The organism is Tolypothrix sp. VBCCA 56010, from assembly GCF_050875635.1.
Classification (GTDB): domain Bacteria; phylum Cyanobacteriota; class Cyanobacteriia; order Cyanobacteriales; family Nostocaceae; genus Hassallia.
Genome location: NZ_JBPAOH010000182.1, coordinates 1 through 14,358, shown reverse-complemented (window position 1 = coordinate 14,358; position 14,358 = coordinate 1). Strand labels below are relative to the sequence as shown.

Here is a 14,358-nt window from a genome sequence, read left to right as displayed (position 1 = left end):
TGCTTCAACGCGGGAAACCCGCGCAACGCACTGGCTCCCCTTGTCCCCCACTCCCCACTCCCCCACTCCCCCACTCCCCCACTCCCCCACTCCCCCACTCCCCACTCCCCACTCCTCCACTCAAGAACATTCCCGACTTCTACCTATAGAAGGAGGATAAAACCTGAACCATAGATAAATGCGTAAAAAGCTTAACCCGTTGTAAGGTAAACGTAATTTAACAAAATTTATTATATTTGCTCGTAGTGTCGCACAATGTACTTTACTCGCTCCCAAATAAAATTTTATGGGATTGCTATTCTAGCTGTAGTCTTGGCATTAGTGATGATACTGATGTTAGATCCTTGGCTGGCGATGACCCACAGCTATCTTGTACTATTTTTTGGGGCAGTGATGGTCAGCGCTTGGTATGGTGGTATAATGCCGGGATTGCTAGCGACTTGTTTGTGTGTAGTTGTTAGCGGTTACTTCTTTGTTTTTGCTACCGAGTCACTTGACCTTGATTTGTCGAATATTACACGGTTGAGCTTATTTTCCTTGCAAGGGACACTCATGAGTGTATTATGCGGGGCGGTACATAAGTATAAGACAGAAGTTCAGGCGAGTATGCGATCGCTCGCTAGCAGCGAACAACGTTGTCGCTCTATTCTAGATACTACGAGTGAGGGAATTTGCATTCTTGACGCAGAAGCGCAAACTGAATATGTAAATCAGAGTTTAGCGCAGATGTTTGGCTACACTCGTGAGGAAATGTTGCAGCGTTCCATCTTTGATTTTATCGATGAGTCGCTTCATGCGGAAGCAAGAATACACATCGAACAGCGTCAACCAGGAATTAAACAGCAATTTGATTTTCGCTTTTTACGTCAAGATAAATCAGATTTGTGGGCGATCGCCTCAATCAATCCTATCTTAAATCAGCAAAATGAGTTTATCGGCTCATTAATCATGCTGACTGATATTAGCGATCGCAAGCAAACCGAAGAAGCTTTGATTGTAGCAGAAATGCGATTTGCCAGTTTAGCAGAGAATGTACCGGGAGTAATTTGTCAATATCGTCAAGATCCTCAAGGCATAGGTAAGTTTCTTTATATTAGTTCGGGTTGCAGCGAGCTTTATGAAATTGACTCGGAAAGAATTAGGCAAAATCCTCACTTAGCATGGCAACTAATTCATCCTGACGATTTGAAAGACTTGAGACAATCTTTGATTGATTATGCTGCCACCGGAGAACAATGGCGGCATGAGTGGCGAATTATTACACCTTCCGGCAAAATAAAATGGTTGCAAGGAACAGCTCGTTCGCAACAACAACCAGATAAAACTGTTTTCTGGAATGGGGTAATACTAGATATTACGGATCGCAAGCGTACTGAAGCCAATTTTAGACGCATATTTGAGTCTAACATGATTGGGATGAAATTCTGCACGGGCGATCGCGAAATTACATTAGCGAATCAGGCATATCTTAATATTATTGGTTACACCCAAGAAGATTTACAAGCAGGTCGCCTGAAGTTGTCAGAAATAACACCACCAGAATATCAATATTTAGAAGAGCAAGCTAGAGCGGAAATTCGTCAACAGGGTACTTGTACTCCCTACGAAAAAGAATATATACGTAAAGATGGTTCGCGAATTCCGGTGCTAATTGGTGGAGCCAGATTAGATGATGGTACTGAAGGAGAGATTTACTTTGTTGTCGATATAAGCGACCGCAAATTATTAGAAAATCAACTTCGGCAACAAGCAGCAGAATTAGACAGTGCAAATCGTGCCAAAGACCAATTTTTAGCCGTTCTTTCCCACGAACTGCGTACCCCACTCACCTCAATTTTAGGCTGGACACAGATATTTCTAACCCGCAATTTAGATGAAAAAACCAAAAATTTAGGGTTGGAAACAATCGAGCGCAATGCTCGCTTGCAAAAACAACTAATAGAAGATTTACTGGATATATCGCGGATTTTGCAAGGTAAACTGCGTTTGAATGTTTGCCCGATGAATCTGGTAAACGCGATTGAAGGTGCAATCAGAAGCGTGCGATCGTCTGCTGAGGAAAAGTCAATTAATTTAGAGTTTGCGTTGGGTAGCTTGCCGATAGGCATCGCTCCCAATCACATGTATGAAAATACAGATTATCAGTTTGAGCCAGTCATTGAAAGTGCAGACTCATTACAAAATGATGGCAACCTTACCCAGACAAATTATGATTCTCATCAGCCAGAATATCTACCCACTTTAAAATTACCAGAAACACAAGCCGCAACGCCGATTTCCGCAGATAATCTGCATTTAACAGATACCAAGCTGACATCTCAAATTCATCCCAAATTCTGGGTTTCCGGTGACTCCAACCGCTTGCAGCAAGTAGTGTATAACCTCCTCTCGAATGCTATCAGGTTCACACCAAAAAAAGGACGCATAGAAATTACACTCTCAGTAATGGGGAATGGGGAATGGGGCATTGGGCATGGAGGACAAGGAGGACAAGGGGGACAAGGGGGACAAGGAGACAAGGAGACAAGGAGACAAGGGGACAATTCTTTCTCCCCATCCCCCCCTCTCCCCATCCCCCCATCTCCCTCCTCTCCCCCCTCCCCCCCTCCCCCCCATCCCTATGCTCATATTACAGTCAGGGACACGGGTATAGGAATTAGTCAGGAATTTCTGCCTTATGTGTTCGATCGCTTTCGTCAAGCTGATAGCAGTATCACCCGCAAATTTGGCGGATTAGGTGTTGGATTAGCGATCGTCCGTCATATCGTCGAAATGCATAACGGAACAGTCATTGCTGAAAGTCCCGGTGAAGGACAAGGGGCAACCTTTACCGTCAATTTACCACTTTTGCCAGGGACTAGGGACTAGGGACTGGGCAATGGGCAATGGGCAATGGGCAATGGGCAATGGGCAATGGGCAATGGGAGATTTTTCCATGCCCTATGCCCTATGCCCCATGCCCTATGCCCAATTCCCAATGCCCAATCCCCAATGCCCAATGCCCCATCCCTATAAATCCCTCCTTGGGCGGAAGTAATTAAAGACTTGCAGCCAACACACTAAAGCTAAGGAATACTAAATGCTTATTATATGGAAAGTTTGGATCTGCCATCTGATTCACAAGTTGAACATATTTTGGTTGTTGATGATACACCTGATAACTTATTCTTGATTGAGACAGTTTTGCAGGCAGAAGGATATCAAGTAGAAGTTGCTGATAATGGGCAGGATGCTCTTTCTATGATTGAAGCAGAACCCCCGGCTTTGCTGCTGTTGGATGTGATGATGCCAGGAATGCATGGTTATGAAGTGGTTCAATGCATTCGGCAAAACAGTAATTTGCCTTTTATTCCAATTATTCTGATTACAGGCTGCGAACAACTAGATACATCTGAGCAATTCGATGTTGCAGTAGAAGGTTTTATCTGTAAGCCAATTGACTTTGATGAATTGCTCAACCAGGTAAGTACCATTTTAGCAATGAAAGATTCTTCAGCTAACGCCTTTGCAAATCAGCGATTAGCAAGTTAATTCTCTCGGCAACATCAGCTTTGCCTTCCGCTTGGGCATCGCGCAGAAAAATATCTATAATAAACCAGCGACACAAATCAGCATCTATCTTCACTAAATTTAAGATAACGTCGTTAATCACTTCACACATTAAGTAGTCCGGCAGACGATGCAACTCGTCTCGAATCATCAGCACATCATCAAGTTCTTGTGTCTGGTTTGCCATCACTACAGCTTTGACTACAGCTTCCACTAAATTGTTTAAATGAGCTTTCAGACCTTTCAAATTTTCGTCCTGGGGTTGGTCTTCCAAGTTATTCCTCCAAAGGGGGCAGGGGGGAAGGGGGAAGGGGGGCAGGGGATTTATGATTTATATTATTACAGTAGGCGAAAAACGGCTTTGTGACTTGCTGTTAAAATTAGGTTTCACTCTCTGAAACGAAAAAGCAAATTCACAGTTGGGAGTAAGTAGGGATAATTCATGAATTATCCCTACGAAAATGAAGGAACTACGCCGGTTTAAAGCGTAAGTCCTAAAATTATCGAAAAACCATAACACCCGAACTAAAATTCAAATATCTGCGTAAGATGTATATTTAATCATCTATCTTAGGATAGATTAATTATCAACTTGCCTCAACCTTAGGTAGAAGCGGATATTGGCTTCTAGATTGCATAATGCTCAATATATTACTTTTGGTATTAACCAATAGTATGGCATCAGGGTATTTGCTTGCTATCTAACTCAGAGGCTTGTTAGTGTCCGAGCTAATAAGGAATATTTATTAAAAATAAAGCGATGACAACACAAATAGCAAACGATACAGATAATCTTGACCTCAAGCAACTTTTAAGAACTTTAGCAGAGGTAAAAAAAGGAAATTTTTCTGCACGGATGCCGCTAGATCATACTGGTATAGGAGGAAAAATCGCTGACACCCTCAATGATATCATCGATATGAATGAGCGGATGGCAGCTGAATTAGAACGTGTCAGCAATGTTGTCGGTAAAGAAGGTAAAATTAACGAGCGGGCAACGCTGGGAAATGCTAAAGGTTCTTGGAAAGCTGCGGTTGAGTCAGTTAACACGTTAGTTACAGACTTGGTGCAACCGACAGCGGAGACAGCGCGGGTAATTCGGGCAGTAGCGAATGGAGATTTATCGCAAGCGATCGCCACGGAAACTCAAGGTAGACCTTTGCAAGGCGAGTTTCTGCAAACTGCCCAAATTGTCAATAAAATGGTAGATCAACTCAACTCCTTCGCCTCCGAAGTAACGCGGGTAGCAAGGGAGGTGGGAACCGAAGGAAAATTAGGCGTACAAGCACAAGTTCCAGAAGTAGCGGGTACGTGGAAAGACTTAACTGATAGTGTAAACTTGATGGCAGGCAACTTGACCGATCAAGTGCGGAATATTGCCGAAGTAACAACCGCAGTCGCTAACGGTGACTTATCGAAGAAAATCACCGTCAACGTCAAAGGCGAAATTTTAGACTTGAAAAACACCATCAACACGATGGTAGATCAACTCAATTCCTTCGCTTCAGAAGTAACGCGGGTAGCAAGGGAGGTGGGAACCGAAGGTAAATTGGGCGTACAAGCTGATGTACGCGGTGTCGCGGGAACTTGGAAAGACCTGACTGATAGTGTCAACTCGATGGCAGGCAATTTGACAGCACAAGTCCGCAATATTGCGGAAGTAACAACGGCAGTAGCAAATGGTGACTTATCCAAGAAAATCACCGTCAACGTCAAAGGGGAAATTTTAGACTTGAAAAACACCGTCAACACGATGGTGGATCAGTTAAACTCCTTCGCTAGTGAAGTCACCAGAGTGGCAAGGGAGGTGGGTGCAGAAGGCAAACTCGGCGGACAAGCAGAAGTTAGAGGTGTGGCGGGTACGTGGAAAGACTTAACTGAATCGGTTAACTTTATGGCAGGAAGTTTAACCGGTCAAGTGCGTAATATTGCAGAAGTGACAACAGCGGTGGCAAACGGTGACTTATCGAAGAAAATTACCGTTGATGTCAAAGGCGAAATTTTGGAGTTGAAAAACACCATTAACACGATGGTGGATCAGCTTAATTCCTTTGCCTCGGAAGTAACGCGGGTAGCGCGGGAAGTGGGAACTGAAGGGAAATTAGGGGCACAAGCTGAAGTTAGAGGTGTGGCAGGAACTTGGAAAGATTTGACTGATAATGTCAACTTGATGGCAGGGAATTTGACAGGACAGGTGCGTAATATTGCAGAAGTTGCCACAGCGATCGCTAAAGGGGATCTTTCCAAAAAAATCACCGTCGATGTCAAAGGGGAAATTTTAGAGTTAAAAAACACCATCAATATTATGGTGGATCAACTTAACTCGTTCGCGTCGGAAGTAACGCGGGTAGCGCGGGAAGTCGGTTCCGAAGGAAAACTCGGCGGACAAGCTGATGTGCGTGGTGTAGCGGGTACGTGGAAAGATTTAACTGATAGTGTAAACTTCATGGCGGGTAGTTTAACTTCCCAAGTGCGAAACATCGCGGAAGTGACAACCGCTGTAGCAAATGGTGACTTGTCGAAGAAAATCACCGTCGATGTCAAAGGGGAAATTTTAGAGTTGAAAAACACCGTCAACACGATGGTAGATCAACTCAACTCCTTTTCTAGTGAAGTAACGCGGGTAGCGCGGGAAGTTGGTTCCGAAGGTAAGTTAGGCGTACAAGCCGAAGTGCGGGGCGTAGCGGGTACGTGGAAAGACTTAACTGACAGTGTAAACTTCATGGCTGGTAGTTTGACTGCACAAGTGCGAAATATTGCGGAAGTGACAACCGCAGTCGCAAATGGTGACTTGTCGAAGAAAATCACCGTCGATGTGAAAGGGGAAATTTTAGAGCTGAAAAACACCATCAATACAATGGTGGATCAGCTGAACTCCTTTGCCTCGGAAGTGACGCGGGTTGTTAGGGAAGTGGGAACTGAGGGTAAGTTGGGTGTACAAGCATATGTGCGGGGTGTTGCCGGAATTTGGAAAGATTTGACCGATAATGTCAACTTAATGGCAGGCAACCTCACAGGGCAAGTGCGAAACATAGCCGAAGTTGCGGGTGCGATCGCTAATGGTAATTTATCCAAGAAAATCACCGTTGATGTCAAAGGGGAAATTTTAGAGTTGAAAAACACCATCAACACGATGGTAGATCAACTGAGTTCTTTTGCATCAGAAGTAACTAGGGTGGCGCGAGAAGTCGGCACCGAAGGAAAATTAGGCGGTCAAGCCCAAGTTACAGGTGTGGCGGGCATTTGGAAAGATTTGACCGATAATGTTAACTCGATGGCAGGCAACTTGACAGCGCAGGTACGAGGTATCGCCAAAGTCGTCACCGCAGTAGCAAACGGTGACTTAAAGCGGAAACTGATGTTAGATGCCCAAGGAGAAATCGAAACGTTAGCTGATACGATTAATGAAATGATTGATACCTTGGCAACCTTCGCCGATCAAGTAACGACAGTAGCGCGAGAAGTGGGAATTGAAGGTAAACTGGGCGGACAAGCGAAAGTTCCGGGTGCATCAGGATTGTGGCGCGATTTAACAGACAACGTAAACGAACTAGCAGCGAATTTGACAACTCAAGTCCGGGCAATTGCCGAAGTAGCGATCGCCGTAACTAAAGGAGATTTAACACGATCTATTTCCGTGGAAGCGCAAGGAGAAGTAGCGATTCTCAAAGACAATATCAACCAAATGATCGCCAACTTGCGGGAAACAACCCAGAAAAACACCGAACAAGATTGGCTGAAAACCAACTTGGCTAGATTTACCCGCATCTTGCAAGGACAACGCGATTTAGAAACAGTCACCAAATTGATTTTGTCAGAATTGGCGCCCTTGGTGTCGGCTCAACACGGTGTCTTCTTCATGATGGAAGTTAGCGATAATCACCCATCCTTCTTGAAACTCCTCAGCAGCTACGCTTACCGCGAACGAAAAAACTTATCAAATCGTTTTCACTTAGGCGAAGGTTTGGTAGGACAATGCGCTTTAGAAAAAGAGCGAATTTTGCTGACTCATGTGCCGCAAGAATATATTAGAATTGGTTCTGGTTTAGGCGAAGCTTCGCCGATGAATGTGGTTGTCTTGCCTGTATTGTTTGAAGGACAAGTTACCGCAGTCATCGAACTTGCATCAATGCACCGCTTTAGTCAAATTCACCTGACTTTCTTAGACCAACTTACAGAAAGTATCGCGATCGTGCTGAACACCATCGCTGCGAGTATGCGGACCGAAGAATTACTCAAACAGTCGCAATCTCTCACCGAAGAACTGCAAAGTCAGCAAAAAGAACTTACCGATACCAACAAACGACTCGAACAACAAGCACAATCTCTGAAAGCTTCGGAAGACTTGCTAAAACGTCAGCAAGAACAATTGCAGCAAACTAACGAAGAGTTAGAAGAAAAAGCCGAACTTTTGGCGATGCAAAACCGAGAAGTAGAACGGAAAAATCGCGAAATCGAACAAGCGCGTCAAGCGATAGAAGAAAAAGCCGAACAACTGTCAATGACATCTAAATATAAGTCGCAGTTTTTGGCGAATATGTCCCACGAATTGCGGACACCTTTAAACAGTTTACTTATTCTTGCCCGACTGCTGGCAGACAATACCGAAGGCAACTTGACTAAAAAGCAAGTCGAATACAGCTACACGATTTACTCTGCTGGTAACGACTTGCTGGGATTAATTAACGACATTCTTGATTTAGCAAAAATCGAATCAGGTACAATGTCGGTGGAAATCGAGGAAACTTTATTTACCGACTTGCAAAATCATGTAGAAAGCACTTTTCGCTCAATTGCCCAAGATAAAAACTTAGAATTTCGCCTTCACTTTGACGATCGCCTACCCCGCGCTATTTACACCGACACCAAGCGACTGCAACAAGTTCTGAAAAACCTGCTGTCAAATGCTTTCAAATTTACTGAACAAGGTCATGTAAGTTTAAGTATATCAGTAGCCAGCCACGGTTGGAGCGCCGATGCCGAACTTCTCAACCGCGCTGGACGAGCGATCGCCTTTGCAGTTTCCGACACAGGTATCGGTATCGCATCCGACAAACAGCAAGTCATTTTTGAAGCCTTTCAGCAAGCAGACGGCAAAACTAATCGCAAGTATGGCGGCACAGGTTTGGGCTTGTCAATCAGCCGAGAAATCGCTCGCTTACTCGGTGGCGAAATTCGCTTAGTCAGCGAACTCGGTAATGGTAGCACCTTTATCCTTTATTTACCACAAACTTATTATCCGTCAGTAGAGGTGACAAAAAGACAAGGGGACAGGGAGAGTGGGGGAGTGGGAGAGGGGGGGACAAGGAGACAAGGAGACACGGAGACACAAAGACGACTTGGGGGAATTTCTCCCTCATCTCCCCCATCCCCCCATCCCCCCCTCCCCCCCTCCTCCCCACTCCCCACATTCAGCGAACAAGCACTCGCAGACGATCGGCAAAATATTCAAAGTGGCGATCGCACTCTTTTGATTATTGAAGATGACCTAAATTTCGCTCGGATTCTGCTGGATATGGCGCGGGAGCAGGGCTTTAAAGGAGTAATCGCATCCCGTGGCGATGTGGGTTTGGCAATGGCGCGAGAGCTACAACCAGCGGCGATTATGCTGGATATTCACCTGCCGGTGATGGATGGCTGGACAATACTCGATCGCTTGAAACACGATCCAGGTACTCGACATATTCCCGTCCACATCATGACATCTGATGAAGGACAATCTCGCAGTTTACAACAAGGAGCGATCGCCTTTTTGCAAAAACCCGTTAGCAGTCAAGCACTCTTCAAAGCCTTAAGCGATATTAAGCAATTTGTCGAACGTCCGGTTAAAAACTTGCTAATTATCGAAGATGACGACATCCAACGCAATAGCATCGCCGAACTGATTGGCAATAGTGATGTGGCTAGCACAGGTGTAGGTACAGGTGCAGCAGCACTCGCAGCACTAAAATCCGGTCACTTTGACTGCGTAGTGCTGGATTTGGGATTGCCTGATATGAGCGGAATTGAGTTGATCGAGCAGATTAAAGAAGAACCAAACTTAAATCATTTGCCGATCGTTATCTACACCGGCAAAGATTTGACACCCCACGAAGAAACTGAACTGCAACGAATTTCTAATACTATCATCGTCAAAGACGTGCGATCGCCCGAACGCCTTTTAGACGAAACCGCTTTATTTTTGCATCGCGTGCAAGCGAATCTGCCCGTTGCTCAACAAATGATGTTAGAACAAGTACGGCATCAAGATCCGGTGCTGGCAGGTAAAAAAGTCCTCATAGTCGATGATGACGTGCGGAATATCTTTGCCCTGACCAGTTTGCTGGAACGTTACCAAATGGAAATTCTTTACGCCGAAAATGGCAGAGACGGCATCACTATGCTGGAAAATAACCCCGACATTAACATTGTATTGATGGACGTGATGATGCCAGGAATGGACGGTTACGAAACAATGCAAGTTATTCGCGATATTGATGAATTTCAAAATATACCAGTGATCGCCTTAACTGCAAAAGCCATGAAAGGCGATCGCGAAAAATGCATTGAAGCCGGCGCCTCGGACTACATCACCAAACCCGTTGATACCGAGCAACTGCTCTCACTACTGAGAGTATGGTTGTATCGGTAAGAAATTGGGCAACGGGCAATGGGCAATGGGCAATGGGCATCGGTAATAATTCTTTTTCTAGTCCAAGCGTCCCTAGTCCCCATTGCCCCATGACGGCAGGTGCTCCAATGAGTGGAGACCCCAAGACCGCACTGCCTCCCCCATGCCCCATGCCCATTGCCCCATGTCCCCATTCAGATACCAGATAATGTTAAAGAAGTTCAAGATTGGTACAAAAATTGGAGCAAGTTTTGCTGTAAGTCTGGTATCTTTTACAGTCATTGGTCTACTTATTTATAGAAGTGCAACACAAACCATAGAGACTACCCGCTGGCAAACTCACACCTACGAAGTACTGGCAAACCTGGAAAATTTTTTTTCTACGCTTAAGGATGCGGAAACCGGACAGCGCGGTTATTTGATTACTGGGTCGGAAGATTACTTGCAACCGTATAATGCAGCGATTCCAGTACTTGAGACAAAAATTAATCAACTACGGAGGTTAACCGTAGATAACCCTAGTCAACAGCAACGGCTAGACACTGTAGAATCTCTCACACAGAAGAGAGTCGCCAGACTGAAAGAGGTTATTGAGATTCGGCGGACTAGAGGATCGGCAGGTCTTTCTCAAATAATTGGCAATAACAAAGGCAAGATCATCATGGATGATATCCGCGCTGTGGTTTCGGACATGTCTAATGAGGAATTAAGGTTATTGAAACTGCGTTCAGCGGCGGCGGATGCGGCGACGAAGCAAATGACTTACAGTATTGCCTTTGGTATCCCGCTTGACTTAGTTATTCTCACATTTATCGCCTTTTTTCTCAATCGCAACATTTCTCGACCGCTTGAGAAAGTCTCTCAGGTTGCAGAGAAAATAGCTGCTGGAGATTTAGACACAAGTGTAGCTACTGATAATCGTCGCGACGAAATAGGCATGTTGGCACAGACATTTAACAAAATGATTGCCAACTTGCGCTCAAAAAATCAGCAAACAGCAGAGCAAGATTGGTTAAAAACTAACTTAGCAAAATTCAGCCGAATTTTGCAAGGACAACGAAACTTAAAAACTGTTTCTCAACTCATACTCAAAGAACTCGCTCCTTTAGTCTCGGCTCATCATGGTGTATTTTACTTCATGACAACACACCAGGAGCAGCCAAGTTTAATACTTTTGGGGACTTACGCTTATCGAGAACGCAAGCATTTAGCAAACCGCTTTCAATTAGGTGAAGGTTTGGTAGGACAATGCGCTTTAGAAAAAGAGCGAATTTTGCTAACAGAAGTACCTTCCGACTACATTAAAATCAATTCTGGGCTGGGGGAAGCAACCCCGATGAATATTATTGTTTTACCTGCTATGTATGAAGAGCGAGTATTAGCTGTAATTGAACTAGCTTCATTTCAACGCTTTAGTGATATTCATCTGACTTTTCTCGACCAACTCAGCGAAAGTATTGGTATCGTCCTCGATAATATTAGTGCTTATCAACGCAGCGAAGAATTACTTGAGCAGTCGCGATCGCTTACCGAAGAGTTAAGAAGCCAGCAAGAAGAACTCGTACAAACTAACCAACAGTTAGAGGAACAAACCGAAACATTACAAAAATCCGATAAATTATTGCGACAGCAACAGCAAGATTTACAACAAAGCTACGAAGAGTTACAACAACTCAACGAAGAATTAGAAGAAAAAACCGAGTTACTAGCTCAACAAAAGCAGGAAGTAGAATACAAAAATCGCGAAGTAGAGCAAGCACGCCTAAATTTAGAAGAAAAAGCCACACAATTAGCCACGACTTCTAAATACAAGTCGCAATTTTTGGCGAACATGTCCCACGAATTAAGAACTCCATTAAATAGTTTATTGATATTAGCGCAAGTCTTATCTAGTAACAATGAAGGAAATCTGACACAAAGGCAGGTAGAATATAGCCAAACTATTTACTCTGCCGGCAACGATTTGCTATCACTAATTAATGAAATTCTCGACTTAGCAAAAATCGAGTCGGGAACAATGGAAGTAGAAGTAAAAGAAAGTTTTTTCAGCGAATTGCAAAGATATGTAGAATGGACTTTTCGTTCGATTGCTGAAGAGAAAAAACTAGATTTTCGCGTTCACTTTAATGAACAACTACCCCCTGCTATCTACACAGATCCAAAACGTCTTCAACAGTTGCTAAATAACTTGTTGGCAAATGCTTTTAAATTTACAGAACAAGGTCAGGTAAGTTTACAGGTGTCAGTTGTAACCGAAGGCTGGAGTCGCGACCAACAAAGCCTAAATAGTGCTGAATCTGTAATAGCCTTTGCAGTCAGCGATACTGGTATTGGCATTCCCCCAGAAAAACAGCAAGTGATTTTTGAAGCCTTTCAACAAGCAGATGGCACAACTAGCCGCAAATACGGCGGTACAGGTTTGGGCTTATCTATTAGCCGACAAATTGCCGAGTTATTAGGTGGCGAAATTCGCTTAGTCAGTCAAGTTGATTTAGGTAGCACCTTCACCCTTTATTTACCCCAAACATACTCTGCATCGGTGAGGGGACAAGAGGGATTAGGGAGAGTGGGAGACAAGGAGACAAGGAGACAAGGAGACAAGGCAGACAAGGGAGAATTTGCTCCCCCTGCTTCCCCTACCTCCTCATCTCCCCCATCTCCCCCATCTCCCCCACTCCCCCCCTCCCCCACTCCCCCCACTCCCACCGAGTCGGCAATTGAAGACGATCGCCAAAATATTCTTTGCGGCGATCGCACTCTTTTAATTATTGAAGATGACTTAAACTTTGCCCGAATATTACTCGATTTGGCACGCGAACAAAACTTTAAAGCGTTGGTGGCTTCTCGTGGTGATGTCGGTTTGGCAATGGCACAAGAATTTCAACCTGCGGCGATAATGTTAGATATCCGTTTACCCGTGATGGATGGTTGGACTGTACTCGACCGTTTGAAGCATGACCCTAATACACGTCACATCCCAATTCACATTATGACAGTTGAAGAAGGGCAAAAACGAAGTCTGCAACAAGGAGCGATCGCCTTTTTGCAAAAACCCATTACTAGTGAAGCACTTTTTCACGCTTTGAGAGATATCAAGACATTTGTCGAACGAAAAGTGAAAAACCTACTCGTCGTAGAAGACAATGAATTACAACGCCGCAGCATAGTTGAATTAATTGGTAACGGCGATGTGGTCATTACTGCCGTTGGTACAGCCACAGAAGCCTTAACAGCACTTAATACTACTCATTTTGATTGCTTAGTATTGGATTTGGGATTGCCAGATATGAATGGTTTTGACTTAATCGAGCGAATTAAGCAACAAGCAAATCTAAATTATTTACCCATCATTATTTATACTGGCAAGGAGTTAACATATCAAGAAGAAACAGAACTACGCCGTATTTCTGACACTATCATTGTCAAAGATGCACGTTCCCCAGAACGATTGTTAGACGAAACATCGCTGTTTTTACATCGCCTTCAGTCAAATTTACCAATTGACCAACAGTTATTATTAGAACAGCTACGCCAAAGCGATCCGGTGCTAGCAGGCAAGAAAATTTTAATTGTTGATGATGACATCCGGAACATTTTCGCCCTTACTAGTTTGTTAGAACCTTATCAAATGGAAATTCTTTATGCTGAAAACGGTAGAGACGGCATTACCATGTTACAAAACAATCCTGATATTAATATTGTCTTAATGGATGTGATGATGCCAGGAATGGATGGTTATGAAACAATGCGTGCCATTCGCGCTGTTGACGAATTTAAAAATCTACCAATAATCGCCCTCACAGCAAAAGCAATGAAAGGCGATCGCGAAAAATGCATTGACGCCGGCGCCTCGGACTACATCCCTAAACCCGTTGATACCGAACAGTTGCTCTCACTATTAAGAGTCTGGCTGTATCGGTAAAAAATTGGGCAATGGGCAATGGGCAATGGGCAATGGGCAATGGGAATAAAAAGAAGCGATCGCGTATTTCACAAAGGACTATGCCCGATGCCCGATGACGGCAGGTGCACGGCTGCCGGGAAACCCGTCCAACGCACTGCCTCCCCAATGCCCCATGCCCCATGCCCAATGCCCGATGCCCGATGACGGCAGGTGCTTCAAGCCGGGAGACCCGTCCAACGCACTGCCTCCCCCATGCCCATTGCCCATTGCCCAATTTCCCCATGTCCCCCAAAAA

At 44.5% G+C, this 14,358-nt stretch carries 7 protein-coding genes and 1 pseudogene; 7 read left to right on the top strand and 1 reads right to left on the bottom strand.

Annotation, left to right across the window (positions count from 1 at the left end):
* The first annotated feature begins 255 nt into the window (after nt 1-255).
* Genes AABK37_RS35990 through AABK37_RS35980 form a run of 3 tightly spaced genes read left to right on the top strand, consistent with a single transcriptional unit; the run spans nt 256 to nt 3,531 of the window.
* Nucleotides 256-2,868 (top strand): PAS domain-containing sensor histidine kinase, encoded by a 2,613-nt coding sequence (locus AABK37_RS35990; RefSeq protein WP_432556244.1) that lies wholly within the window; start codon nt 256-258, stop codon nt 2,866-2,868.
* 10 nt (nt 2,869-2,878) lie between these two features.
* A complete protein-coding gene (locus AABK37_RS35985; protein WP_432556243.1) occupies nt 2,879-3,037 on the top strand; it encodes a histidine kinase in 159 nt (52 codons plus the stop codon).
* Nucleotides 3,038-3,090: 53 nt separating this feature from the next.
* Entirely contained in the window at nt 3,091-3,531 is a 441-nt protein-coding gene (locus tag AABK37_RS35980; protein ID WP_432556242.1) for a response regulator, read from the top strand.
* Here the strand turns inward: AABK37_RS35980 and AABK37_RS35975 are convergent.
* On the bottom strand, nt 3,497-3,823 hold the full coding sequence (locus tag AABK37_RS35975; protein ID WP_432556241.1) for a hypothetical protein: 327 nt from the start codon (nt 3,821-3,823) through the stop codon (nt 3,497-3,499). The genes AABK37_RS35980 and AABK37_RS35975 overlap by 35 nt on opposite strands.
* A 486-nt stretch (nt 3,824-4,309) precedes the next feature.
* Here AABK37_RS35975 and AABK37_RS35970 point away from each other — a divergent pair, with 486 nt between their 5' ends.
* The 4 genes and pseudogenes from AABK37_RS35970 to AABK37_RS35955 all read left to right on the top strand — a co-directional run.
* Entirely contained in the window at nt 4,310-10,180 is a 5,871-nt protein-coding gene (locus tag AABK37_RS35970; protein WP_432556240.1) for a HAMP domain-containing protein, read from the top strand.
* On the top strand, nt 10,165-10,368 hold the full coding sequence (locus AABK37_RS35965; protein ID WP_432556239.1) for a hypothetical protein: 204 nt from the start codon (nt 10,165-10,167) through the stop codon (nt 10,366-10,368). Before AABK37_RS35970 ends, AABK37_RS35965 begins: the two co-directional genes overlap by 16 nt.
* On the top strand, nt 10,368-14,081 hold the full coding sequence (locus AABK37_RS35960) for a response regulator (RefSeq protein WP_432556238.1): 3,714 nt from the start codon (nt 10,368-10,370) through the stop codon (nt 14,079-14,081). The genes AABK37_RS35965 and AABK37_RS35960 overlap by 1 nt, the downstream gene beginning before the upstream one ends.
* A gap of 94 nt (nt 14,082-14,175) precedes the next feature.
* Nucleotides 14,176-14,358 (top strand): annotated as a pseudogene (locus tag AABK37_RS35955) (hypothetical protein); the annotation flags it as partial.

What these genes read in the sequence shown, in the direction of transcription:
- AABK37_RS35990 (WP_432556244.1), top strand. Translation starts at nt 256, where the DNA reads ATGTACTTTACTCGCTCCCAAATAAAATTTTATGGGATTGCTATTCTA.
- AABK37_RS35985 (WP_432556243.1), top strand. Translation starts at nt 2,879, where the DNA reads ATGGGCAATGGGCAATGGGCAATGGGCAATGGGCAATGGGCAATGGGA.
- AABK37_RS35980 (WP_432556242.1), top strand. Translation starts at nt 3,091, where the DNA reads ATGGAAAGTTTGGATCTGCCATCTGATTCACAAGTTGAACATATTTTG.
- AABK37_RS35970 (WP_432556240.1), top strand. Translation starts at nt 4,310, where the DNA reads ATGACAACACAAATAGCAAACGATACAGATAATCTTGACCTCAAGCAA.
- AABK37_RS35965 (WP_432556239.1), top strand. Translation starts at nt 10,165, where the DNA reads ATGGTTGTATCGGTAAGAAATTGGGCAACGGGCAATGGGCAATGGGCA.
- AABK37_RS35960 (WP_432556238.1), top strand. Translation starts at nt 10,368, where the DNA reads ATGTTAAAGAAGTTCAAGATTGGTACAAAAATTGGAGCAAGTTTTGCT.